The 25,992-nt window shown below is 30.5% G+C and carries 26 protein-coding genes, 1 tRNA gene and 1 pseudogene; 2 read left to right on the top strand and 26 right to left on the bottom strand.

Annotation, left to right across the window (positions count from 1 at the left end; translation table 11 throughout):
• Positions 1-2 precede the first annotated feature (2 nt).
• A pseudogene (locus tag LEQ07_RS08380) lies at positions 3-1,151 on the bottom strand (cysteine desulfurase family protein).
• A 688-nt stretch (positions 1,152-1,839) separates the two neighbouring features.
• Between LEQ07_RS08380 and LEQ07_RS08375 the strand changes: the two are divergent.
• Positions 1,840-2,835, top strand: a complete 996-nt coding sequence (locus LEQ07_RS08375; RefSeq protein ID WP_046822752.1) for an asparaginase — start codon at positions 1,840-1,842, stop codon at positions 2,833-2,835.
• 41 nt (positions 2,836-2,876) lie between these two features.
• On the opposite strand, the gene LEQ07_RS08370 is transcribed toward LEQ07_RS08375, so the two are convergent.
• Positions 2,877-4,544: an ATP-dependent helicase gene (locus LEQ07_RS08370; protein WP_332843028.1), complete on the bottom strand. Its 1,668-nt coding sequence runs from the start codon at positions 4,542-4,544 to the stop codon at positions 2,877-2,879.
• A 50-nt stretch (positions 4,545-4,594) separates the two neighbouring features.
• Complete coding sequence (locus LEQ07_RS08365) at positions 4,595-4,918, bottom strand: UvrD-helicase domain-containing protein (protein ID WP_263330234.1); 324 nt, start codon at positions 4,916-4,918, stop codon at positions 4,595-4,597.
• 77 nt (positions 4,919-4,995) lie between these two features.
• On the opposite strand from LEQ07_RS08365, the gene LEQ07_RS08360 reads away from it, so the two are divergent.
• On the top strand, positions 4,996-5,697 hold the full coding sequence (locus LEQ07_RS08360; protein ID WP_263330233.1) for a ribonuclease H-like domain-containing protein: 702 nt from the start codon (positions 4,996-4,998) through the stop codon (positions 5,695-5,697).
• Positions 5,698-5,951: 254 nt separating this feature from the next.
• Here LEQ07_RS08360 and LEQ07_RS08355 read toward each other — a convergent pair.
• From LEQ07_RS08355 to LEQ07_RS08250, 23 genes are all read right to left on the bottom strand, one after another.
• Positions 5,952-6,043 (bottom strand) — tRNA-Ser (locus LEQ07_RS08355).
• Between the two features lie 111 nt (positions 6,044-6,154).
• Entirely contained in the window at positions 6,155-6,442 is a 288-nt protein-coding gene (locus LEQ07_RS08350) for a hypothetical protein (protein ID WP_021431748.1), read from the bottom strand.
• A gap of 12 nt (positions 6,443-6,454) precedes the next feature.
• The gene (locus tag LEQ07_RS08345; RefSeq protein WP_021428408.1) at positions 6,455-6,871 is read right to left on the bottom strand and encodes a DUF3842 family protein; all 417 of its coding nucleotides are present in this window, start codon (positions 6,869-6,871) and stop codon (positions 6,455-6,457) included.
• A 45-nt stretch (positions 6,872-6,916) separates the two neighbouring features.
• Positions 6,917-7,108 (bottom strand): CooT family nickel-binding protein, encoded by a 192-nt coding sequence (locus LEQ07_RS08340; RefSeq protein WP_021428376.1) that lies wholly within the window; start codon positions 7,106-7,108, stop codon positions 6,917-6,919.
• Between the two features lie 162 nt (positions 7,109-7,270).
• Positions 7,271-8,086, bottom strand: coding sequence for a lipoate--protein ligase family protein (locus tag LEQ07_RS08335; protein ID WP_263330232.1), 816 nt, complete (start codon positions 8,084-8,086; stop codon positions 7,271-7,273).
• The gene (locus LEQ07_RS08330; RefSeq protein WP_046824280.1) at positions 8,068-9,045 is read right to left on the bottom strand and encodes a radical SAM protein; all 978 of its coding nucleotides are present in this window, start codon (positions 9,043-9,045) and stop codon (positions 8,068-8,070) included. Before LEQ07_RS08330 ends, LEQ07_RS08335 begins: the two co-directional genes overlap by 19 nt.
• On the bottom strand, positions 9,042-9,194 hold the full coding sequence (locus LEQ07_RS08325; RefSeq protein ID WP_263330231.1) for a hypothetical protein: 153 nt from the start codon (positions 9,192-9,194) through the stop codon (positions 9,042-9,044). Before LEQ07_RS08325 ends, LEQ07_RS08330 begins: the two co-directional genes overlap by 4 nt.
• A 131-nt stretch (positions 9,195-9,325) precedes the next feature.
• Positions 9,326-9,907 (bottom strand): hypothetical protein, encoded by a 582-nt coding sequence (locus tag LEQ07_RS08320; RefSeq protein ID WP_263330230.1) that lies wholly within the window; start codon positions 9,905-9,907, stop codon positions 9,326-9,328.
• A gap of 4 nt (positions 9,908-9,911) precedes the next feature.
• Positions 9,912-11,588, bottom strand: a complete 1,677-nt coding sequence (gene acsV / locus LEQ07_RS08315) for a corrinoid activation/regeneration protein AcsV (protein WP_317852048.1) — start codon at positions 11,586-11,588, stop codon at positions 9,912-9,914.
• An 88-nt stretch (positions 11,589-11,676) separates the two neighbouring features.
• Positions 11,677-11,838: a 2Fe-2S iron-sulfur cluster binding domain-containing protein gene (locus LEQ07_RS20090; RefSeq protein ID WP_317852047.1), complete on the bottom strand. Its 162-nt coding sequence runs from the start codon at positions 11,836-11,838 to the stop codon at positions 11,677-11,679.
• Positions 11,839-12,009: 171 nt separating this feature from the next.
• Positions 12,010-12,387: a glycine cleavage system protein GcvH gene (gene gcvH, locus LEQ07_RS08310; protein WP_046824277.1), complete on the bottom strand. Its 378-nt coding sequence runs from the start codon at positions 12,385-12,387 to the stop codon at positions 12,010-12,012.
• A 31-nt stretch (positions 12,388-12,418) separates the two neighbouring features.
• Positions 12,419-14,554, bottom strand: coding sequence for an acetyl-CoA decarbonylase/synthase complex subunit alpha/beta (gene acsB / locus LEQ07_RS08305; protein ID WP_046824276.1), 2,136 nt, complete (start codon positions 14,552-14,554; stop codon positions 12,419-12,421).
• A 47-nt stretch (positions 14,555-14,601) separates the two neighbouring features.
• Complete coding sequence (gene acsE, locus LEQ07_RS08300; RefSeq protein ID WP_021431742.1) at positions 14,602-15,414, bottom strand: carbon monoxide dehydrogenase/acetyl-CoA synthase methytransferase subunit; 813 nt, start codon at positions 15,412-15,414, stop codon at positions 14,602-14,604.
• 37 nt (positions 15,415-15,451) lie between these two features.
• Positions 15,452-16,822, bottom strand: coding sequence for an acetyl-CoA decarbonylase/synthase complex subunit gamma (gene acsC, locus LEQ07_RS08295; RefSeq protein WP_046824275.1), 1,371 nt, complete (start codon positions 16,820-16,822; stop codon positions 15,452-15,454).
• 28 nt (positions 16,823-16,850) lie between these two features.
• Positions 16,851-17,795 carry an acetyl-CoA decarbonylase/synthase complex subunit delta gene (acsD, locus tag LEQ07_RS08290; protein WP_046824274.1) on the bottom strand — a complete coding sequence of 315 codons (945 nt, stop codon included), beginning with the start codon at positions 17,793-17,795 and terminating at the stop codon, positions 16,851-16,853.
• A gap of 18 nt (positions 17,796-17,813) precedes the next feature.
• Positions 17,814-18,584: an ATP-binding protein gene (locus tag LEQ07_RS08285; RefSeq protein ID WP_021431739.1), complete on the bottom strand. Its 771-nt coding sequence runs from the start codon at positions 18,582-18,584 to the stop codon at positions 17,814-17,816.
• A 45-nt stretch (positions 18,585-18,629) separates the two neighbouring features.
• Positions 18,630-20,024 carry a dihydrolipoyl dehydrogenase gene (gene lpdA / locus LEQ07_RS08280; RefSeq protein WP_263330229.1) on the bottom strand — a complete coding sequence of 465 codons (1,395 nt, stop codon included), beginning with the start codon at positions 20,022-20,024 and terminating at the stop codon, positions 18,630-18,632.
• Between the two features lie 21 nt (positions 20,025-20,045).
• Complete coding sequence (locus tag LEQ07_RS08275) at positions 20,046-20,927, bottom strand: methylenetetrahydrofolate reductase (RefSeq protein WP_046824272.1); 882 nt, start codon at positions 20,925-20,927, stop codon at positions 20,046-20,048.
• A 31-nt stretch (positions 20,928-20,958) separates the two neighbouring features.
• Positions 20,959-21,630 carry a methylenetetrahydrofolate reductase C-terminal domain-containing protein gene (locus LEQ07_RS08270; RefSeq protein ID WP_021428516.1) on the bottom strand — a complete coding sequence of 224 codons (672 nt, stop codon included), beginning with the start codon at positions 21,628-21,630 and terminating at the stop codon, positions 20,959-20,961.
• Positions 21,617-22,528, bottom strand: coding sequence for a bifunctional 5,10-methylenetetrahydrofolate dehydrogenase/5,10-methenyltetrahydrofolate cyclohydrolase (locus LEQ07_RS08265; protein WP_263330228.1), 912 nt, complete (start codon positions 22,526-22,528; stop codon positions 21,617-21,619). Before LEQ07_RS08265 ends, LEQ07_RS08270 begins: the two co-directional genes overlap by 14 nt.
• Positions 22,529-22,586: 58 nt before the next feature.
• Positions 22,587-23,219, bottom strand: coding sequence for a cyclodeaminase/cyclohydrolase family protein (locus LEQ07_RS08260; RefSeq protein WP_046824270.1), 633 nt, complete (start codon positions 23,217-23,219; stop codon positions 22,587-22,589).
• Positions 23,220-23,461: 242 nt separating this feature from the next.
• Positions 23,462-25,141, bottom strand: a complete 1,680-nt coding sequence (locus LEQ07_RS08255; RefSeq protein WP_263330227.1) for a formate--tetrahydrofolate ligase — start codon at positions 25,139-25,141, stop codon at positions 23,462-23,464.
• A gap of 49 nt (positions 25,142-25,190) precedes the next feature.
• The gene (locus LEQ07_RS08250; protein ID WP_021428422.1) at positions 25,191-25,964 is read right to left on the bottom strand and encodes an ATP-binding protein; all 774 of its coding nucleotides are present in this window, start codon (positions 25,962-25,964) and stop codon (positions 25,191-25,193) included.
• Positions 25,965-25,992: the final 28 nt, after the last annotated feature.

Below are 25,992 nucleotides of genomic sequence, written 5' to 3'. Positions count from 1 at the left end.
AATTATCGTCTTCTTATTATAAATCTAAGTTCTTCTACTGATTTTTTTATTATTTCACAAGCTTCATTTATTTCTTCTTCTGTTGTCATATCCGATAAGCTAAATCTTATAGCTCCGTCAATTTCTTGTGGAGTAAGCCCTATTGCATTTAAAACATGGCTTCCCTTTTTCTTTGATGAACAAGCTGATCCTGTAGATACAAATACACCCTGCTGTGCTAAATGATGAAGTAGTACCTCTCCTTTAACATCTTTAAATGATATATTTAATATATGACATACACCGTCCTCAGGAGAATTCACTTTAATATCATCTATATTTTCAACTATAAAATCTTTTAGTAAAACTTTTAGTTTTTCTATTTTCTCTATTTTTGAATTTAAATCTGACATTATTATATCTATAGCTTCTCCTAGTCCATATATACCAGCTACATTTTCAGTTCCAGATCTTATTCCTATTTCTTGTCCTCCACCAGTTAACATAGGTTTTATTTTGTTATTTTCCTTTACGTACATAAATCCAATACCTTTTGGTCCGTGTAATTTATGTCCACTAACACTCATAAAGTCTATGTTATATCTAGATGGTTTAAAATTGATTTTAGCAAATGACTGAACTGCATCTACATGTAAATATACTTTTTCCTTTAACGTGCTTAGATACTTACCTACTTCTTTTATAGGTTGTATACTTCCAATTTCATTATTTACATGCATCATACTAATTAATATAGTATTCTCTTTTATTGCATTTTTTACATCATCTATATTTACTATTCCTTTGTCATTTACTTTTAGATAAGTAACTTCAAATCCTTGTTCTTCTAAATCTTCCATCGTTCTTAAAACTGATGGATGTTCTATGTTTGTCGTTATTATATGATTTTTTCTCTTTTTGTGAAGATTTGCAATACCTCTTATAATTGTATTATTAGCTTCTGTTCCTCCTGATGTAAATATTATTTCTTTATCTTTACATCCTATACTTCTAGCTATTTCTTGTCTTATTTTTTATATTTTTTCAACTTCAACACCTTTTTTATGTACAGCTGAAGGATTTGCATAATCTGTAGTAAGTGCATATACCATTTTTTCTACTACTTTTTCATATGGCTTAGTTGTTGCACTATTATCTAAGTATATTTCCATACTAATACACCAACTTTCTTTGTATTTAATCATACTATTTATACTCTATATTATTGTCCCAATTAACTATGTAAATTATCATATAATTTTAGTGAAACTTTTACTATTATACCACTATTTCCTCTTTTTTTATATAGCAAAGCGCTATAATTACACACTTCTATTGCTCTTATTCTTTTTTTTGTATCTATTTTTATCGTAAATTAATGTTTTTTAAATTTTTTTGTCAAAACTATTGATTTTTCTGTCGAATCTTGGTATTATGTATACATGGTTATCCCCCTGATAACCTTAATTAAAATCTCTATTCCCAATACCCCTTTTAAATGGATGTATACATTCATTTAAATCCTACTTCTTAACGGAAAAGAAGTAGGTTTTTTTATGTTTAAAATCAATTTTCAATTTTAATTAAATATATTTTCAAAAACTGTTGATTTTTCTGTCGAATCTTGGTATTATATATACATGGTTATCCCCCTGATAACCTTAATTAAAATCTCTATTCCCAATACCCCTTTTGAACGGATAGACTTTATATCCAATGTTAAACTGACAACGGAAGTTAGTTTAACGCAAAAAGAGCTTCCCCAAGCTCTTTTTTTTTATGCTCAATTCTACATTTATCTCGCTTTTTTTGGTATAATTTAATGTATATATATAATAAAAATTTTAGGGGGTCGATACTATGCAAAACAAGAAAAAAGTAGCTATAGTATTTACAGGTGGAACTATTTCCATGACTGTGGATGAAAAAATAGGTGCTGCTATACCATCTCTATCTGGGGAGCAAATAATGTCTATGGTAACTAACATAGATAAAGTTGCTGATATAGAGATATACAACTTCGATGAGATTCCAGGACCTCATATGACACCTGAGAAAATGCTTAGTTTAAGAAATTATATAAACGATATAATTTCAAAAGACGAATTTTCTGGTGTTGTTGTTACTCATGGTACAGATAGTTTAGAAGAAACTGCCTATTTCCTAGATTTAACATTGAATACACCTAAACCAGTTATAGTTACAGGTGCAATGAGAAGTAGTGATGAACTTGGATATGACGGTCCAAGTAACCTTGCTGCAGCTGTTTGTACTGCTATTTCTGATGAAGCTTATAATAAAGGTGTTTTAGTTGTTCTAAGTAATGAAGTTTTATTAGCATCTGAAGCTACTAAGACTAATACACTTACATTAAATACTTTTAAATCTTTAACTTGTGGTCCTTTAGGAATAATTGACTGTGATAAACTTGTGTTATCTAGAGATATAGTTGATAGACAAACAATCTTAGTAGATAAAGTTGAGTCTGATGTTGCTCTTATAAAATCAGGTGTTGGCATGGATGATTCTTTTATAAAGTTTGCAGCTGATAAAGGATGTAAAGGTATAGTTATAGAAGCTATGGGTAGAGGAAATATACCTCCAGAAATGTTAAAAGGTGTAGAATATGCTAGAAGCAAAGATATACCTGTTGTTATAGCATCTAGATGCCATTCTGGTAGAGTTTTTGATAGTTATGGATATTTAGGTTCTGGTAGGGATTTAAGAAATCTAGGATGTATATTTGCTGGTGATTTACCTGGGCAAAAGGCTAGAATAAAGCTTATAGTTGCTTTAGGAAAAACAAATAATCTAAATGAATTAAAAGATATGTTTGAAGAAGGAATATACTATTAAATAAATAATAAAAAGGTTATTCATATGAATAACCTTTTTTATTATGCTTTCTCTATAATTCCATTTTTTAGGCATATTGAGTAATCTAAGTCTTTCACTCCAACCTTAAATTTAACCTCTATCATTTTGCCATCTTTCCCTATTACATTTCCTTCCCCAAATTTACTATGTAAAATCTTATCCCCAATTTTGATTGCATTTATATCTTCTTTTGTTGGAGACTTTATATTATCAATAAACCTTGAAACAAAAACTTTTTTCCCATATTTCGTTTTTGGTGAACTTATATGTAATTCATCCTGAGCTCTAGTTATTCCTACATAAAATAATCTTCTTTCTTCCTCTATAGCTGATTTTCGTTTTTCTTCATCTTCTATATCATAAGATTTTTCATGAGGTATTGTTCCTTCATTTACTCCTATTATATATACATATGGGAATTCTAATCCCTTTGCACTATGCATAGTCGTAAATATTACTCCCTCTGAGTTTTTGTTATTTCTATTTTCAACTATCTCAGATTTAACCTTTTCTATATGATCTAAGTATTCATTTATAGTTTTAAAGTTACTTGAAGAACTTTCTAGTTCATTTAAAATTTCTATTAACCCATTTGGTTTAATCTTCCTATTACTACAATAATCTAATACATATCTATCATAATCTAGACTAGTACGTATATATGAAATTGCATTCTTAGGCGATAATGTCTTTAAATAACTTAAATCTATTTCTAAATCATTTAATGTCTTTACTTGTTTTGGATGTAATCCACCCTTATTTATTAATGCACCTATGAAGTCTCTATCCTCACTTGCAAGCTTTATACTATCTTTAGATATATATCTAAATGGCTTATTAATAATTCTTATCCAATCTTCACTCAATGTTGTATCTATCCCTAGTCTTAAATACGCTAATAAATCTTTCGCAACCCAATGGTCATATATAGTTACAATTGAGTCTCTAACAACAAATGGTATATGCATATCCATAAACACATCTACTAGTGCTCTAGACTGTATATTTGTCCTATATATAACTGCAAAGTCATCATAGTTAACACAATTATCTTCACATTTTTTAATTATGTCTCTAGCTATAAATTTTGCTTCTTCTTCTGAGTCTTCAGTTTTTATATAGTTTACACTTCCATTTTCTTCTCTATCACACTTAATTACTTTTTCGTATCTATTTTCATTAAATTGAATAAGCTTATTTGCAGTATCTGTTATACCTTGTTTTGATCTATAATTTATATCAAGAACATATTTCTTGCTATTTTCAAAGTATCTTTCAAACTCTAATAAAAAGTCTGGTCTCGATCCTCTAAATCCATATATACTTTGATCTTCATCACCTACAACAAATATATTGTTGTTTGGACTTGCTATTAACTTTATAACTTCAAATTGCACTTTATTTATATCTTGAAATTCATCCACTAAAATATATCTATACGCATTTCTGACTCTTTCTAACACTCTTTTATTATTTCGTAATAAGTGATAAGTCTTTATAAGCATATCATCAAAATCTATCTTTTTGATACTTTCCTTATAATCCTCATACATATTATAAGCTTTTATAAACTCATCCTTTGAAAGTATTTCTGGATTAAAATCTAATTTATCCATTAACTCGTTTTTGACATAAGAAATTTCATTTATAACATTTAAGATTGTATCATCATCTTCTGCATTTTCTATATTTAAATTTTTTAAGATTCCTCTTATAGCAAATTTTTTATTCTTTTCATCTAATATACAATCCAGCTCGTACTTTTCAAAAATCTAAGTATTCTAAAGAAAACTGAATGGAATGTACCATAGCTAACTTTATTTAATCTAACATCATGACTCAAGCTTAGAGCCCTATTTTTCATTTCTGTTGATGAAGCTTTTGTAAAACTAATAGCTAAAATATTTTTAGGATTTATATTATTATTTAAAACCATATTAACTATTCTATACGTTATAACTCTTGTCTTACCTGAACCTGGACCAGCTAAAACCATGCAAGGTCCATCTATGTGCATTACTGCGCTTTTTTGATTACTATTTAATCCATTTATATCTATCATCATTTATCACCTTGAACTATCTTTATATTATTTTATAATTAATATTATATACTATATTCACAAAAAGGAGTAAACCTATGGAAGTTATTACTAAGACTATAGATAATTTAATTGATATACCAAAAAATCATTTCGTATTCGATATAGAGACCACAGGTCTTAGCCCTAAATATTGTAAAGTAATATTAATAGGGGTTTTATATAATTTAAATAACAAAACTATAATTAAACAATATTTTGCTGAGTCTGAAGAAGAAGAAAAAGATTTACTTTTAAAGTTTATTAATGATATAAAAACTTTTGATCATCACATAACATTTAATGGAGTATCTTTTGATATACCTTTTTTAAACTCAAGGTTTAATTCCAATGATATTGATTTTTCCATAGATAAATGTGATGATATTGATATTTTAAGAATTGTAAAACCATTTAAAGAAAAACTGTCTTTATCTGATTGTAAACTAAAAACAATAGAAAAATACATGAGCATACAACGAGAAGATACTATATCCGGAAAAGAAAGTGTTGAGTTATATAAAAGTTTTCTAATTAGTAAAGATATTAGTTTAAAAGAAAAAATACTATTGCATAATTACGAAGATATTTATTACTTAGGAAAAATATATAACATAAAAAACATAATAGATGAAAGTTTGGATTACATAGATATAAATATAAACAATTCAAATTATAAAGTTCTTTTAAATAAATATAAAATTACAAAGTCTGTTTTGCATTTAAATTTTATATCTAGAAAAAATTTAAACTTCCATTAAATATATTTAGAGATACTTATACTATTTCTACCGAAGAAAATATATTGAATATATTTATAAATCTTAATAAGGGTATCGATAGCAATGGAAATACAATATTTTTTTATAAATTAGGATCTATAATTCCCATAAAGTTTAATAATGATTTTATAGTCGACAATATTAACGCATTATCTAAATTTTTAATTTCTAAAGAGTTATAAATATCATCTTTGCCTAAAAAAAAGAACTGTTGAAATATCAACAGTTCTTACTGGCGGAGAAGGAGGGATTCGAACCCTCGCACCGGTTAACCCAGCCTAATCCCTTAGCAGGGGATCCTCTTGAGCCACTTGAGTACTTCTCCGTATTCATTTTTACCATACTATGATTATATAAGATTGTTTTTTTGATGTCAACGTTTTTTACAATTTTTTTGATTCGACATAAAAATAAGGAGATTAACTCCTTATTTTGCTTACATATTCTTTTTAGCTTCTAATAGCATTTCATTTGATTTTTTTAAGTAATCAATTGCTTGTTCAATATTTTTAGCAGTTTCTTCTTTTCCCATTTCTCTAGCTTTTTCTGCCCACTCTCTAAATCCTTCTTCATGAGATTCATTGTGATTTACCCAATGAACAAGAAGTATGTTGAGAGTTTTTTCATCTTTATTTTCAGCTACAGCCGCACCTGAATGTTCTATATGCTCATGATCATGGTCGTGACCATGGTGGTTTCTTACACTAGTTTTATTAAATAGCATTTATAATCCCCCTTATTTTATATTAAATTCTTTTTTTATCACTTTTACTGCATCCTTTATCAACAGTGATAATGGTTTTCCTTCTAATCCCACCATTTCTACATCTTCTGGCATTATAGGAAGTAATATTTTTAAAGCTTCACTATCTGAGATTGCTTCACTAATTCTAGCGGTTACTTCACCCATCATTGCATTTGGTATAACTGCAGATACTGGCGCAACTACTATACTAGCTTTTTTTGTTGAAACTATTATAGCATTCTCTCCTGTAGCACCTTTATTAGCGTGTGCTTTCATCATTGAACTTGTTGCTATTGAGTTTGTCCCTAGTGCGTATATTTCTATGTACGATGGAAGTTCATCTCTAAGAGCTGATACAACTTGAGCTCCTATTCCGCCTCCCATTCCATCTATAACTGCTATTATCATATTTTCTTCCCCTCAATTACATTTTTATGTAAATTAAAATTTGTTTTATACTGATTCTTTGATTATTATTTTATGATCCATAAGTCTTATTTCTTTTATTTCCCCATCGATTATTTTTTGCTCTCCTAGTAAATCTGTTAAATATACTTTTCCTTCGTATGGGTCTACACTAACCACATTATCCATTACTCTTTCAAGATTGTTGTTTTTTAAAACATAAGCTGCTGATTCACACATAACATAATCCCCCTTAGTATATTAATTTTATACTCAATCAAAAAAAGATCCCTCCAAGGTATTTCAAAACCCTTAAAGAAATCTTCATGATTTCAAATAACTTTGTATATTTTGAGTATAACACCAAATTTTGGTTGAAGTCAATTCCTTTACTTATATAAATTATCTTTTATTTGTGTACTCATCTGAAGAATATTTACTATATAAACACTTGGCTAAATCTAGTTCATAATCTGTTAGCTCTTCCTCTTCAAACTCAACGTTAAAAGTCTTTGCCATTCCTCTTACAATGGATTTTTCGAGGCTGTTTATATCTATTTTTCTTCCTATTTCATTCTCAATACCACTTGCCTTACTTAACGTAAACTTCTTTGCTCTTTCTTTTATTTCCGGAGATTTGGTTTTTATAATTTCATACAAATCATCTATATTGAAATTCAATACAATAGACCCGTGTTGTAATATAACTCCATCATTTCTATGCTGTGCACTTCCTACAACTTTTTTATCATTTATAGTTATTTCATATGAAGCATGTGCATTAAAACACGCAGCTGAAAGCTTCTCTCTACTAATTTTTTCTCCCTTACTTAAATCATCAACCTCTATACCTTCAAGTTTTAATCCATTTGCAATTCCTTCACTTATGAACTTATATGAACTATTTATACTCTTATCCATCAGTTCATTGTCTTCTCCTACAATTATAGAATAAGTTAACTCATTTTGATGTAATACGGCTCTTCCACCTGTAACTCTTCTTACACAGTCTATTTTTAACTCTTTGCATTTTTTTATATCTACTTCACTTTCAAACTTTTGAAAATATCCTATAGTTAAACAACTAGGATTCCAAGAATAAAACCTTAGTGTAGGCTTACATCTTCCTTCTTTATACGAAATAGTAATAGCTTCGTCTATAGCCATATTCATTGAGCCATCATAAGTTTTGTTTTTTATTACTCTCCACTTTTGCATAATTTTGCTTCCCCTATATCTAAGTTAATTTCTTTAATTGCTAGTTTAATTTCTTCTTTGCTTAACTTTCTTGAATAATTATATATTGTATGTCCTGGTCTCTCATTATAATATGGTCTATTGCAATTCTTACATCCTTTTATTTCAAATGGCTTTCCTTTTAATATATCCATCTTTATATATTCATCTATCTCTATTTCTTCTAGGTACCCATCTAATCCAAATTTAAAGTAATCTCCATTATACCCTTTATCCATCATATACGTCATAAGTTGAACTCTTCTATAACTCTCTATACTAGGTTGGCTTACATCTTCCATTTTAGTTCCCTTTACAGGTGTAAATGCAAATAAACTAATTGTTATATTATAACCTTTCAGAGTTTTATATAAATCATATATATCTTTGTGGATTTCTCCTAATCCTACGATTATATGCGTACTAATTCTATTTGGATATATAAGTCCTGCTTCTTTTATAAAATCTATTTTTTTATCAAAATTAGTTCCTTTTATCTTCTCATATAATTCCTTATTTGCAGCATCTATAGCTATACCTATTTTTTCAACTCCTAGATCAAAGAATTTTTCAATTTCATCCATATCTTCTAACTTGGCTGATAAAGATATAGGTATATTTAAATTAGAATTGACATATTTAACAAATTTTCTTACTTCATTAAGAGATTCTTCACTATCCATTGATTGTAAGCATATTCTTTTTATATTTTCTCCTTCATAGCTTTTAAAAGCATCTAAAATTTCTTCTTTTGTATATTCTGGCCATAAAACTCTAGACAGTTTATCTTTTCTACTATTACTTTCAATGGATTGTGAACAAAATGAACATCGATTATTACACTGATTTCCTATCATTATATAAGCAGTAGTAGGAGGTATGTCGCTTTGTCCTCTTTTTATACCAAGTTCTATTGCAGTTCCAATAGACAATCTAATCATAATATGCAACACTCCTTACTCTCTTTAATATCTAACTTCATTTCAAGTGCTAAGTTTTTACATGATCTTGACGGTAATACAATTTTATTTATTCCACATTCTATTGCTAATTTATCTAAATCACTTCTATATTTGCCCCTGGGCCTCATACAGCCTAAATTTATTTTAGTTTTTGGAAGCCTTATTCTCGCTTCACATAATACATCTATAACTTCATCTAAATTAGGTGGCTCTACATTTTCATACTCAGTATTTTTTGTAGGTATTAAAACTATAAAAGTTAATTGATCTGGCTGGTTTTTTCAAGATAGTCTATAATCTCATATTCTCCTTTTACCTTTCCACCCTTTAGTCCTATGCATATATGTGGAGCTACCTTTGTGTATCTTTTTATATATTCATATGTAGCTATGTATTCTTCTCTGCTTTTATTAATTTTATATACTTCTTTTATAGTATCCTCATCAAATACAAGGTCAAATGATACATAATCTAAAAAATTGCAGACCAAATCTATATTTTCTTTATTCATAAGTCCTATATGTGAATTTAATTTATAGCCCTTTTGTTTTAAATTTTTTATAGTTTCTATATGACTATCTATAGGAACATCTCCATCTTGGCTGCATCCACCACTTAATAATATACTAGTTATATTTCTCTTTTTTATATCTTTTTCATATTCAGCTATAGGTGTCATGTTTTTTAAATAATGACCATTGCAATGAGCACATCCTAGACTACAGTTTGTATCTGTTATACTCACTGCTAAGGTTTGGGTTGGATATGCAAACTCAATATCATTTCCAAAGTTTTTAACTTTTGTATCATATGATAAATTAATTTTTCGATTTAAATTCATAGATTTATTCTCCTAATATATTTTTAACTGAAGGAAATTGTTCTATATTTGTATGAGGTAAAAAACAAGCAGATATAAATTCATCCATATATGTAGGATATACGCTTAATTCTACATATGTTAATTGATCTCCTATTTCTTCTAACTTATCTTTCGCATCATTACTTATTAATGTTAAGTAAGAACCTATAAGAGAGCTATTACCTATATAGTCAAATTTATCTCTATCTATATCTGGTAATAAACCTATCATAATAGAATTTTCTATATCTAAGCTATTTCCAATACCTCCTGCAATTAAAACTTTATCTATTACACTAAAATCCATGCCCAAGCTTTCTATAAGTATAGATGCCCCTGAATATATAGCTCCTTTTGCTCTTATAAAATTATCTATATCTACTTCATTTACCGATATATCATTTTCTATATTGTACTCTTCCTTAAATGCAAGCACATACTCTCCTATATCATGTTCATTAAATCTTATACGTTTATTTTTTAATTCTTTATTAATCTTACCTCTTCTATCAACAATTCCGCTTATCATCATTTTACATATAATATCTATTATTCCTGAACCACAAACTCCAACTGGATTGCAATCTCCAATAATTTTTAATTTAGGATTTAAAGTATTTTTATCTATATCTACTTTCTCTATAGCTCCATTTGAAGCTCTCATACCACAACTTATTCCTCCACCTTCAAATGCGGGCCCTGCTGAGCATGCACAAGTCATCATATAGTCTTTATTTCCAAACACAATCTCTCCATTAGTTCCTAAGTCTATAAACAATACATTTTCTTCACTAGCCCATATTCCAGCAGATAATACCCCTGCTGTTATATCTCCACCAACATAACTAGCTACAGATGGTGCTAGATATACAGTAGCATCTTTATTTATATTTAATCCTATATCATGAGCACTTAAATTTGGAGATTTTACAAATGGAGGTATATAAGGTTCTTGTCTTAAAAAATCCGCATGTACTCCTAAAAATAAGCTACTCATTGTCGTATTACCTGCAACTACAAAATAACTTATATACTCTTTATCAATTTTATTTTTATTACACAACTTTTCTATTAGTGGGTTTATAGTTTCTTCTACTATTGCATGTTGTAGAAGTTTAATTCCATCCTTTTTAGTTGAGAATATTATCCTATTTATTACATCTGCCCCATATTTAATTTGGGCATTTCCTGATGACTCTTTTCCCATAATCTCATTATTTTTTAAATTAACTAAACAAACTACAACTGATGTAGTTCCTATATCAACAGCTATCCCATAAAATTCATCTTCTGTATTTCCATTATTAATATCAATCAAATAAACAATGTTATTTTTCAGTTCATAAGTTATAGTTACCTTAAAATTATTATCTCTAATTACTAAAGGGATTTTCCTAAGTAAATTCAAACTAAACTCTATATTTTCATATCCAAAATTATTTCTAATATGTCTTTGAATTCTATCTATATCACTTATATTATCATCTAAATTTGGCTCATCTATCTCTATATATTTTTTAAATATTTTTTTATTGAAATCTAATGAATTGATTTTTAATATGTTGATTGATTTATCAAATATTTTTTTATCTTTATTATTATCACTACCTTCAATTTTCATTTCATTCATAGATGTTGAAAGTTTTGAAGGAACTTCAATTTCTATATCTTCAATAACCTTACTTGCACACGAAAGAATATATCCTTGCTTTTTTCTTCTTCATTTATGTGTATATTCATTTTAGAATCTACTTTACCATTTTTAGTTTTACTTTACACTTTCCACATACCATACTTCCATTGCAAGGAGCATCGATAAATATATCATTTTCTCTAAGAACATCTAGTAAATTATCCTCTTTGTTACATTCAATCTCTTTTTTATGAGACAATATTTTTACTTTAACCATGCTAATCCCCCTTATTTAAAGTCACTAAGTTACAAAGTTATCCCCTAAATATATATTCTATGTAAACAATCATATTACCTTGATTTTTGTTTTATTTTTATCAAATTTTGAAATCAAAAAAGCTGTTCCAAGATCAATTGATTTTACAATTTCACTTGAAACAGCTTCTTGTTATTCCTCTATACTAGCTTCATACCCATCAGAGTTTATTAAACTATCTAACTCTTCTGGATCTGACATCTTTATTTTTATTATCCATGCATCATAAGCATCTTCATTTATAGCTTCTGGCTCATCTTCTAAATCTTCATTTATTTGTACAACTTCTCCAGATATAGGAGCTATTAAATCAGAAGCAACTTTTGATGATTCTACAACTCCAAAGTCACTACCTTTAGTTAATTCATCCTCTACTTCAGGCATCTCAACAAATAATATTTCACCTAATTGATCTTGAGCATAATCTGTTATTCCTATATAAGCATACTCTCCATCTATTTTTACCCATGTATGCTCTTTGCAGTATTTTAAACTTGGTATAACTTTCATTGTTTCACTCCTCAAATTTTATAAGATAATATTACATCACACATTCCATGCTTAAAGCCGGATGACCTTTTTCTTCTAGGTATTCTAATACTCCTTCAGAATCTGTAGATATAGTTTCATCACAAATCATATCTGTGAAGTTTTCTATTCCATGTAATTCCATCATTGCAGCATTTAACTTATCTGCAACATATTCTTTCAATTCTTTAGGCATCCATACTATTCTAGATGGTCCACCTTCTGCATAAGCAAATTTCTTAGAAGATATAAATTGTCTTCCGTGACCCATAAATCCTGGAGTTTGAACTCCTCCACCTGTCATTGAAGCAAGTTCTCCAAATGTCATACCAACAGGAGTCATCCCTGCAAATTCTCTATTTACTATAACAAATCCGTTAGCTTCTGGCATTATACCGCATATACATTCAAAACATCCACATGAAGTCATTGGATCTTCTAATATAGAGTACAATGTAACACTTTCAACCGCACCTTGAGATATAGCATTTACTTCATCATTTACTGATTGCCATACACCTTTCAAGTCATCTAAGCATTCACCTTTTATTATAGGTTGGCATGGTCCTGTTTTATCAAGTTCTTTTGTTGCTTTTGCATCTAGCCAACTAACAGCTCCACAAAGACCTAGTCTTTCAGGTGTTACAACACAAACATGTGCAGGTGCAAATGACTGACATAAATTACAAGTATAGAATTCATCAACACTTTCATCTACTAAAGAAGCTAATCTTTCATCTCTAGCAGTATATCTAGGAGTTGCATACTCTGATTTTAATTTAGCTACTTCTTCTGCATCTGTTATTAAAGTAACTTGGCACTTATCAACTACTGATTCAAATTCATCTAGCATCTTAGCATATATAACTTCTCCTATATGGTTTAGTCTGAATCCTTTTTCAACAGCATCTTTAGAGATTCTTACCCAAGTTATATCTCTTTGCCCAACATGCATTACACCTTCTATATAGTTTAAGAAGTAGTGTAATCTTCTTTCTAAAACTGGTTCAAAGTCTTCTTGCATATTCTTACCAGCTATATCAACTATAACTGCAAGAGGCAACCTTACAACTCCATTTACAGCTTCAACTTGATCTATATCACTACCTATAATTTCTATCTTGTGATCTTCAACTTCAGATAGCTCTTTCTTTCTAACTAACTCCCAAGCTTCTGTTCTGTTTCCACCAAATTCAGCAAGCATATCATTTTTTCTTATTCTTTCACCTTCAAATGCTGCTGCAAAAGAAACTGGTATTGGTATTTCAGTTATTTTTATTTTTATTCCTCTAGCTTCTAGAGATGTTGCTACAAACTTATCGTAATCTTTTTGAGTTAATAAGTTCATTGGAACTTCTAACACATCTTGATCTGTTATAACTGGGAACCCTAAAGCTATTGCTCCTGCTCCACAAGACACAACTAAATCAGTCAATGGTCCAAATGCATTTACAAATGCTGGAACTCTCTTAGCTGTATATTCTAGTAATCCAGTTAAATCTCCAGGAACTAATCCTCCAAATATTAGTGCTGCTCTTATGGCAACTGACACAACATGTATTACACTTGTTACATCATATCCTAGAGGTATGACTCTAAGCTCTAGACCCATTTTCACTCCAGCCTCAATAGCCTGATCTATAACTTTACCAACTAAGAATGTCAATAATCCTTTAGATTGATAGTCTTTTATTATCTTAGCTGCAGTTTCTGCATCTGGACATTCTCCAAGTACAACCGCAACCCCTGGTATATCTCCTGTAACTAATGGCACTCCAAGAGATCTTATTATAGGGTCTGTTATATGCCCTGCACATGGTTCACTATATGGAGCATCACTCATTGAGTATTTTATAGCTTCTATTACTTCTGCTGCTAAAGCTGTTGCTAATCCTGAATTAAATACATGTTCTAATAAATGAGTTTTATTTATTAAACTTTCAATAATTTCTAGTGCAGATTCTAAATCTCCTAAATTATTAATTTTCTTTCCTGTTGCAGCATATATGCAAGGAAGCGAATATGCCGTATCTGGGAATTCAACTTTATGGTCTTTACCATGTTTTTCTATAGCTTCATTAAGCAATCCTTTTGCAGCTTCTAATGCCTGCTCGGATCCATTAAAAACAGTACTGTACAAATTTTTCACTCTATTTCCCCCTTTTATATCTATACTATATATAAAATAAATACTTACTATACGTTATATGCAAATCCACCTTCATTTAATTCTAAATATGAGTCTGCATAAAGACTAGAATTTCTTATTATGTCACAAGATTTTATAGTTCTCATTAATTCTTCATCACATGGGTTTACTATAGCAGAGCTAAATCCATTTGCCATAGCCATAGCTGCGAATGCACTATCTAATATAGGTCTTACATGTTTAGGACATCCATTTGAAACATTTGATAATCCTCCAGTTGTTAAAAGTCCCATTTCAGTCATCATTTTTATAGCTTCTAAAACTTCCATTTGTTTATCTTGCATTCCTTTTATAACTAAGCATAGTGGATCAAATAACATATCTTCTGGTTCTAATCCTGCCATTAATCCTCTTTCTAATAATTCTTGGCAGTATGCCATACGCTCATCATTATCTCTAGGGATACCTTCTTTAGCACATAAAGCTATAACTTTAGCTTGGTATTCCCCTGCTAAATCTATTAACTCTATTCTTCCCCCCGCATCAGCTGAGTTTATTATAGGTTTACCATTATCTCTGTTATAAACTTTAAGTCCGGCTTCTATAGCGTTTCTATTTGCAGTATCTAAGGCTAATGGTACATTGTTAAATTCTGATTGAAGTAGTTGAACACCCCAAGTCATTATATCTGCTCCATCTCTTTCAGCTGGCCCTATGTTGAAATCTATGTAATGAGCTCCAGCGTCTAATTGTTCTTTAGCTCTTTTTAGTATTGGAGCTGGGTCTCTCTCTTCTAAAGCTTTTCTTATTGATGGCGATATACAGTGTATTCTTTCTCCTATTATCATAAATTTTTCCATGTGATTTGTTCCCCCTATTAAATATAGTTTATTGAATTTAAGCCATAGCAGTTTCTTTATTGGCTTTATATTCTCTTAAGAATTTTGGTAATTCCATTGATTCCTCTGTTCCAATTACTACATTCCATCCTGGTAAATTATCTTCTATATCTCCTTTTAATACTGCTACTTTACCTGGTATTATTAAATCTCTATTCTTAGTTTTTTCTGCTACTCCGATTTCTTTTATAAAGTTAGCTATAGAACTTCCTCCAAACTTACCTGCCGCCCATGCAGTTAAAACTGAATATCCTCCTGCATCTGGTATTGCTAACCATACAGGTACTTTAGATCTTTCTATCTCTCCCGCGATTATGAAGTAAGTTAGTGCAAAGTCAACTGTAACTAAAACTGGTGAATTTTCATCTGGATTGTTTATAGGATATAATTTAGTTTCTACTCTCATTGGTCTTTGTGGATCTGTGTATATATTTTGTCTAAGTGCAAATAAAGGTAAAGCTTTTGCATAATTTATATCATCTAATACTATTATAGATCCATATTTAACTGTGAATATTGAAGATATAGCAACTTCCATATTAGGATCATTTTTAGCTAATTTATTTGCAAATACTAATGATGGGTATCCAAATGTTCTATCTTGTTCTTTTAAAGATATTCTTCTTATTTGAACTACATTTGTAAATGTGTCTTTCATTGTTTCTCCAGTTGCATCTAATAAAAGTTCTTTATATCCTAAAGCTTGTATAGCTTCTGTTGTAGAGTATAATTCTTCTAAATTAGATGCATTTACACCTAATACTAACTTATCATTTTTAACTAATTCAACTATCTCTTTGTAGTTATCTTTATTTGCTCCATAAACTACTGGATTTTCGCCTTTTAATAATTCTAGAGCTTCCTTAGCTACTTGAGCATCTTCACATATTATCATGTATGCTAAAGTTAAATTACTTTGTTTAACTTTATTTATTAAATTTAAATATGATTCTTTATTTGAAGTATATCTTAAAGCCGCTATCTCTACTTTCATTTCTTCACCTATTCTTATGTAGTTTACAGCTTTTATATTTTCTAATTTAGAATTTATTTCATCTTCTGTCATGCAGTCACAAAATTCTACTGCAAATCTATTTTTATTTAAAAAAGTTTTTTCATGTCTAAATAATACAGTTTCTCCACCTAAATCATATTGTGCTTCTCCTACTCCAATTTTTAAACTTTTCATAAGTGGAGCAGTAGCTTCTGATAATTTATCTAAAGCTTCCTGAGCCATATGAGGGCATTTTCCTATTTCACACGCCCCTGATGCAACTTTCATACAAAACGCCATACAAGTTGGAAAACCACAATCCTTACAATTTTTCTTTGGTGTTAATTTAAATATATCTAAAGCTTTTAAAGCCATATTATTCTCCCCCTAACCTTTTAACTTATTATGCTAATTCGCTAATTAAAGTTTTTATAGTTTCTACAGATTTTGGATGACGAAGCACTACTGCATTTGATCCTCCAGCTAAAGCACTTGATGCTGTTGAAATTTCCATAGATATTCCTCTTTCTTCCGGACAACCCCATGCTGGTTCATCTTCTATACTTGCAACAGACTCTTTTACATTCCAACTTTCAAAGCAAACCGGTGTTATTATTGGCATTTGTAATGTTTTATCATTTTGACCAAGTGCTGCAAGTCTAATTCTATCCATTGTAGATGCAACGTATTCATATCCATATCCAGCTGCTGAACATCCAACGTTCATAACTATATTTTCTTGCTTAACCCCTAATTGAGTTAGTAAAACATTTAATTGTTTAGCTAAGTTTATATCAACTGAAGATTCGGCTCCTACTTTATGACCATAAGCCATTCCAGCTGCAGCCCCTACTCCTTTATAGTTTTCTTCTGTAGCTGACATAAATAAGCAATTATATCCATCTATAGCTTGAGCCACTTTTTCAAATACCTTTGCATCTTTTTCATGATTTCCACATCCTGCTATTACTATTGGCAATGATACATTTTCTAAAACTTTTTTAGCAACTTCTGCACATTCTTCAGGAGTTTTGTCTAATCCATTAGGATCTGCACCCTCTAATCTTAAACATATAAAATCAGGTTCTATTTTTTCTTCTATATACTTAGCCCATTTAACACTATCATTAGCTACATCTTCATATAAGTTTTTAATTTCACTAGTCCAGTTTTCTGGATATACATCTAGCATTTCTACACCAATTTTTTGTGTATTTGCTTGATCTCCATCAAAGTTATAAAAAGGAAGTATGTTTTCTCCTCCTATTTTTATAGCTCTTTCCCCTGAACCTATTTCAACCTCTGATATTTTCCCAGAGTATTTTTGAACAGACATCTTAAATGCCATATTTTTTTCCCCCTTAGTCTAATTTAATTCTAATTTAGATATAATATCTTTAATAGCGATTTTTGACTTAGCATCTTCAGGTAAATTTATTAAAGGTATACCTGAAGAATCATATTCATATATCATATCATCTAAAGGTACAACACCTAAAAGATCTAATTTATGCTTCTCTATTTCCTCTTTTACACCATCATTTAAAATTCCATTTGGAACTTTATTTACTACTAACTGCATATCTCCTACATTTAAGTTTAACTCTCTAGCTAAATCTCTTATTCTTGCAACTGCTTGGATACTACGTCTTGAACAGTCACTAACTAAAAGTAATTTATCTATATGTTTAGTAGTTTTTCTACTTAAATGTTCCATACCAGCTTCGTTATCTATAACTAGGTAATCATAGCTATCTGAAAGTTTATCTGTTTGCTCTCTTAAAATTCCATTTACATAACAGTAGCACCCTTCTCCTTCAGACCTTCCCATAACTATCAAATCATATCCCGGCCCTTCTGCTACAGAAGTATTCAGTCTATATTGTAAGTATTGAGCTTTAGTCATACCTCCTGGAAATGCATTACCTTGTTTTTCTCTTTGGTTTATTTCTTCTCTTATTTGACCTAATGTTACATCTATATCTAATCCTAGTACTTCATTTATATTAGCATTTGCATCTGCATCAACTACTAATATTGGCCCCTTATTTTCTTTTACTAAGCAGTTTATTAGAAGGCCTGTGAGACTCGTCTTTCCAGTTCCACCTTTTCCTGCCACTGCAATATTAAATCCCATAAGATTTCCCCCTTTGTTTGTCTAAATAGAACTTATTTATTCTATTTATGCTTTTGCTAATTTAGGAGCTGCATGCACACATTCACCATGAACATCATGAAGTGCTTCCATTATTCCTTCTGATAATGTAGGATGTGCATGTATAACATCCCCTACTTCCTCAACTGTTAATCCTAAGTGAACTGCTAAAGATAGTTCTGTTAATAAATCAGTTGCATGAGGTCCTACTATAGACGCTCCTATTATTTTGTCATTTTTATCTGCTAATATTTTAATGAAACCTTGGAAATGTCCTATTGCCTGAGCTTTTCCTAGTGCTCTAAAATCGAATTGTCCTGTATTATACTCTATACCATTTTCTTGAAGCTCTTTTTCAGTTTTACCTGCTCCTGCAACTTCTGGTTCAGTATATACACATCTTGGAACTGCTGCATAATTTACAGTCTTTGAATTGCCACAAACAGCATTTTGTGCTGCTACTAATCCTTCCTTTGATGCTACATGCGCTAAAAATGGTGTGTTTATTATATCACCAATTGCATATATACCTTTAACGTTAGTTTCTAAATTTTCATTCACTATAACCTTGCCTCTATCTAGTTGTATTCCTATATCTTCTATTCCCGAATTATCAAGATAAGGTTTTCTTCCTATCGATAGTAAGGCTTTTTCAGCTTTAACTTCTTTCCCATTAGACAGAGTTGCTACGACCTCATTGTCAACTATTTCACATTTTCCGATCTTAACCCCTGTCATCACCTTAATTTTATCTTTTTTAAATTGCCTTTGCAACTGTTTAGCAACATCTTTATCCTCAAGTGGAAGTAATTGATCAAACATTTCTACAATAGTTACTTCCGTTCCTAAAGTTCTAAAAAATTGACCAAATTCACATCCTATAACTCCTCCACCAACGATTAACAATGACTTAGGAGCATGCTTTAGATTTAATGCTTCATCACTAGTTATAATATTATCTCCATCATAAGGAAACATCGGTAGTATAACTGGCTGAGATCCATTTGCAAGTATTATTTTGTCAGCCTCTACTAATTCTTTACTTCCATCTTCTTTATTAACTTCTACTTTATTTGTACCTACTAATTTACCAAATCCATTAACTAATTTAATTCCTCTTTTTTCAAATAAAAATTCTATTCCGCTAATTAATTGACTTACTACTTTATTTTTTCTATTCATTATGTCATCAAAATTGGCTTCTACTTCTCCATTTATATGTATTCCAAAACCTTTAGCTTCTTTTATAGATGATATTAATGATGATGATGCTAATAATGCTTTTGTCGGTATACATCCTACGTTTAAGCAAGTTCCTCCAACTTTTCTTTTTTCTATAACTGTAACTTCAGCCCCAAGCATAGCAGCTTTTATAGCAGCTACATAACCACCTGGTCCTCCTCCGATTACCGCTACTTTCATTTCTCAATCCCCCTATGAAATTTATAATTTTGCTGCATCTAAAATTGCTGGAACATTTTCTTCTGATCCAATTGCCATTATATGCACTCCATCACATAAATCTTCATCTCTTAATTGTTGAATTAATTCTCCTGCTATTTTTATTCCTTCACTTGCCCAGTTTTCTTTTCCTACTGATCTTAATCTATCTATAAGCTCCTCTGGAACATATATTCCTGGAACATTCTCATTCATAAACTTAGCCATTCCTGGAGATTTTAATGGAATTATACCTGCCAAAATCTTAGTATTCATTTCCTTTGTATGCTCTTTAAATTCTCTCATTGTATCTATATCATATACAGCTTGAGTTTGAAAAAACTTAGCTCCTGCATTTATTTTCTTTTTCATTTTTAATAATTGTATTTCAATAGGTGTGTATCGAGGTGTCACGGATGCTCCCAAATAAAATTCTGGTGATCCTTTTAATTGATTGCCTACCATATCTGTCCCTTCCGAAAGTTTCTGTGCTGTTTGTAAAATACCAACACAATCTAAGTCAAATACAGGTTTAGCTTGAGGATGATCTCCTACTATGGTGTGGTCGCCTGTTAATGCTAGCATGTTTTCTATTCCAAACACACCAGCTGATAATAATTCTCCTTGAATTGCAATTCTATTTCTATCTCTTCCAGTTACTTGTAGAACTGGTTCTAATCCTTCATCTTTCAACAATTTACATGTAGTAAGTGAAGTTGTTCTCATTACTGCAGATTGAAAATCTGTTACATTAACAGCATGTACTCTTCCTTTAACAGCTTTTGCACACTCTACTAAGCGTGATAAGTCTATTCCCTTTGGAGGAGCCATCTCAGCAGTTATTGCAAACTTACCGCTTTCTAAAGCTTCTCTTAATAAGCTCATTGTTTATCCCCCTTCAACCTTTTAAAACTATTTAAGCATTTGCCATAGCTTCTTTTTTCTTTAAACTTAAGCTACGTGGATTACACGCTTTTGAATAATCTTTTGGCTCTTTTACCTCTAATAGGTTATCCAGTTGATTTATTGCTTTTAATCTATTGTATATAAGAACCCAAGCACAATCATTTTCAGGATTCACTTCACATTTTCCATCTCGTGCTCCACCGCAAGCTCCATTTAATAATCCTTTAGCACACATAGTAACCGGACATATTCCTCCAGTCCATGCAAGTTCACAAGAGCCACATGCTTTACATGCTTCCTCAAACTCTCCAACTCTTTTAACTTCACCTATAAATAAAGTGTCATTTGCTGGATATACTGGTTTATCTTTTATATTTTTAACCACTGTTTGAGTTCCATCTCCACAAGCTAAGGACAATATAGCATCAGCTTCTTTTATCTCAGATTTCAACTCTTTCAAGTCTTTCTTTGATTTTAAAAGATTACATGCAGGGTCTAATACTTTATATCCTAAAACTTCTTTTCCTTCAGCCTCTAATAAGTCTTTCATCTTTAAAATTTCTGTTTCTCCACCACTTTTACAAGTAGATGCACATAGATTACATCCTACTAAAACTAGTTTTTTAGCATCTTTGACATAACCTAAAATCTCTTCAAATGGCTTATTTTCAGAAATTATCATCTCTATTCCCCCTTGAAAACCCCCATTTATTTTTGTTTTGTAACTTGCAAGCTTTAATGATATTAGTAGCTAATATAGAAGTTGTTACAGCTCCTACTCCTCCTGGTACTGGTGTTATCATAGAAACTTTATCTAATACATCTTCCATATCAACATCTCCACATAAATTACCTTGATCGTCTACATTTACACCTACATCTATTACTATTGCTCCATCTTTTACATAGTTCTTTTTAACCATTTTAGCTTTTCCGACTGCTGCTACTAATATATCAGCTTGAGATGCTATTTCTGGTAAATTTCTAGTTTTAGAATGACATATATTAACAGTTGCATTTTCATTTAATAAAAGCATTGATAGTGGCTTTCCAACTACCATAGATCTTCCTAAAACAACAATATTTGCACCAGTTAAGCTTATACCGTAGTGTTTTAATATTTCTATAACTGCCGTTGGTGTACATGGTGGATATCCAGTTTTATCATTTTCTACTATTTTAGCTGTGTTTATAGGATTAAAACAGTCTATATCTTTTTTAGGACTTATCTCATATTTTATTTCATCTTCACTTAAATGATCTGGAAGTGGTCTAAATGTTAAAATCCCATTAACTTTATCATCTTCATTTAATTTATGCACAGCCTTTATAAATTCCTCTTGGCTTATATTCTCCTCTAACTCTACTACTTCCGTTTCAATTCCTATGTTTTGGCATCTTTTAAGTGCTCCTCTTTCATAGGCTAGATCATCAGGTCTTTCACCTACTCTAACTATTGCTAACTTAGGGTTTATACCCATTTCATTTAAGCTTTTAACTTCTTTTTTTAAATCTTCACTTATCTTATCTGCCACAGGCTTACCTTTTATTATTTGTGATTTTAAATTAGTTTCGTTCATCTTTTTGTTGCCCCCTATATCTTATTTCATAAAATTTCAAATTAAAAATACATAAAGTTTATTTGTTTAAAGCTAATTCAACCTTTTTATAAACTTCATCACAAATTCTAACTCCATCTTCAACAAGTTGATTGACTTCATTTCTTACAGTCTCAACATATTGTCCATCTTTTATAGAATTTATATTTATAAAAACATTTAATTGTCCACTAAGAATTGCAGCTCTTAGACATTGTACTCCAACACCAACATCACTTATTGCTAGCCTTGATCCTTTGTCTACCAAATCTTCGTGTAGTTTTATAGCTTCATAACATACCTTTACTATCTTTATTGGTACTTCACATGCTGTCTTAAGGGCACTTTCCATAGTGTCATTTTTTACCTTTTTCTCTTCTTCTGTAGAACTAGGTAACCCGTAAGCTTTTGATAAAGGAAGAAAACACTCTGCATCTTCATCTATCATATCTAGTAATTCTTTTTCTAAAATTCTAGCTTTTTCTAATATACATTTTACACTTTCTTCATATTCAGCATATTTTTTCTTTCCTATAGTTAAATTACATACCATACTACCTAATGCAATCCCTATAGACCCAGTTAAAGCTGCTGCTCCACCTCCACCTGGAACTGCTGATTTTGAAGCTAGTACATCTACAAACTCTATACAACTTTTTTGTGCTATCTTCATACTTATCTCCCTATAAAAATTAATTTATTAAAAAATTATACTAGGTAGCTAAATAGGAAATATAGTTTCTGCCGTAACACTTTAAAGCATATCTTTTCAGTGCTTTATTAGTAGGAATTAACTATATTTCCTACAAGCCCCTTCATAAATTTTAAGTTAATCAAAAATATTTCATATAGTAGGGAAGTAGTAAATATAGTTTTTTTGTATAAAAATCAACTATATTTACTACACCTATCCATCTAGAATAATCCTGATATTACTCCATTTTCATCAACATCTATTCTTTCTGCTGCTGGAACTTTTGGAAGTCCTGGCATTTTCATTATTTCACCAGTAAGAGCAACTATAAATCCAGCACCTGCAGATACTGTTAATTGTCTAACTGTTATTCTAAATCCAGTAGGTCTTCCTAATTTTGTTTGATCATCTGTTAAAGAATATTGAGTTTTAGCCATGCATATTGGTAATTTACTAAAACCTAGCTTTTCTAAATTTGCTATCTCTTTTTCTGCTGCTGGAGCAAAATCTACTCCATCAGCTCCATATATTTTAGTAGCTATTGCTTCTATTTTTTCTTTTATAGACAAATCATCTTCATAACAGAATTTAAAGTTATTTTCTTCTTCATCTAATAATCTTAAAACTTCTTTAGCTACTGCAATTCCGCCTTCTCCACCTTTTGCCCAAACTTCAGAAAGCGCAACATTAACACCTAACTCTTTACACTTATCTTCTACTAATTTAAGCTCTGCTTCAGTATCAAGTGGGAATCTATTTATAGCTACAACTGCAGGAAGACCATATACTTTTGTTATATTCTCAACATGTTTTAATAAGTTTGGTAAACCTGCTTCTAAAGCTTCTAAGTTTTCTTCATTTAATTTATCTTTTGCTACACCGCCATTGTATTTCAATGCTCTAACTGTAGCAACTATTATAACTGCATCTGGTTTTAAGTCTGCCATTCTACATTTTATATCTAAGAATTTTTCAGCACCTAAATCAGCCCCAAATCCAGCCTCTGTTACAACATAATCTGCAAAATGCATAGCCATCTTAGTTGCTATTACAGAGTTACATCCATGAGCTATATTTGCAAATGGACCACCATGAACAAATGAAGGAGTTCCTTCTAATGTTTGAACTAAATTTGGTTTTAATGCATCTTTTAGTAATGCTGCCATTGCACCATTTGCATTTAATTGTCTAGCTGTTACTGGTTCATTATTGTATGTGTATCCAACTATAATATTTCCTAATCTTTCTTTTAAATCTATTATGTCATTTGCTAAACAAAATGCTGCCATTATTTCAGATGCAACAGTTATATCAAATCCATCTTCTCTAGGAACACCATGTGCTTTTCCACCTAGTCCATCAGTTATATTTCTTAACTGTCTGTCGTTCATATCAACACATCTTCTCCAAGTTATTCTTCTTGGATCTATGCCTAGAGCATTCCCTTGATGTATATGGTTATCTAACATAGCTGCTAATAAGTTATTTGCAGCTCCTATCGCATGGAAATCTCCAGTAAAGTGTAGATTTATATCTTCCATAGGTATAACTTGAGCATACCCACCCCCAGCAGCTCCACCTTTAACTCCAAATACCGGACCTAAAGACGGCTCTCTTAAAGCAACTAAAACATTTTTATCTAATTTAGCAAATGCATCTGCTACTCCTATAGTAGTTGTAGTTTTTCCTTCTCCAGCTGGAGTAGGGTTTATAGCAGTAGTTAATATTAACTTAGATTTTGTACTTTTGCTATCTTTCTTTAATAAGTTATAATCAACCTTTGCCTTATATTTTCCATAAAGCTCTACTTCATCATCAGTTAAACCTAATTTTTTAGCTATTTCCCTTATATCTTGAGGTTTTGCCTCTTGAGCAATTTCTATATCTGACTTAAATCCCATAACTAAATCTCCTCTCACTTTACTTCATTATATTTATTATACTAATATCTTAAGAATTCGTCATTAATCTATTTTTTATTTTGACGATTTGATCTTTAGTATCTAAGCTAACATCGTATGGAGATTTGCTTGCTCTATCAGAGTCTATAACATCTTGATTGTAGTAAATAAAGCCTAGCAATTCGCCATCCTGTAAATTACTAGTCACAAAGTCTTCATCTGACTTATTTCTAATTTTATTCCCTACTACAAAAACTTTTTTTACACCTATATCGTTACCTAGTTTTTTTACTTTTCTATAAGTTTGTAAACTTCTTTCTCCTGGTTCAACAACAACTATAAAGGCATCCACTCCTTGTGCTGTTCCTCTTCCTAAATGTTCTATGCCCGCTTCCATATCCATTATTACTACATCTTTATTTTGTAGTATCAAATGAGAACATAATCTTTTTAATAAAACATGTTCTGGACATACACATCCCGATCCTCCAGAATCAACAGTTCCTAAAGTAAGTAACCTTACATTGTTGTATTCCTTACAGTATAAGTCTGGAATATCATCTACTTTAGGATTCATTTTAAACATTTTTCCAAAGCTTTGAGCTTCAGCTCCTGTTCTTTCAGAAACTAATTTTTTCATTTCTGAAATAGGAGTTATCGATTCTGAAATTTCAGTTGGAAAACCTAATGCTAAACCTAAGTTTGCATCTGGATCTGCATCAACTGCTACAACTCTATATCCTTCATCAGCAAATGTTCTTGATAACATTGAAGAAAAAGTTGTTTTTCCTACTCCACCTTTACCTGTTATTGCTATTTTCATATCTCTCTCCCTCTGTCATTAGTTTATT

This window comes from Paraclostridium sp. AKS73, assembly GCF_025671395.1.
Taxonomy (GTDB): Bacteria; Bacillota; Clostridia; order Peptostreptococcales; family Peptostreptococcaceae; genus Paraclostridium; species Paraclostridium benzoelyticum.
This window is presented reverse-complemented; position numbering and strand designations above follow the sequence as displayed.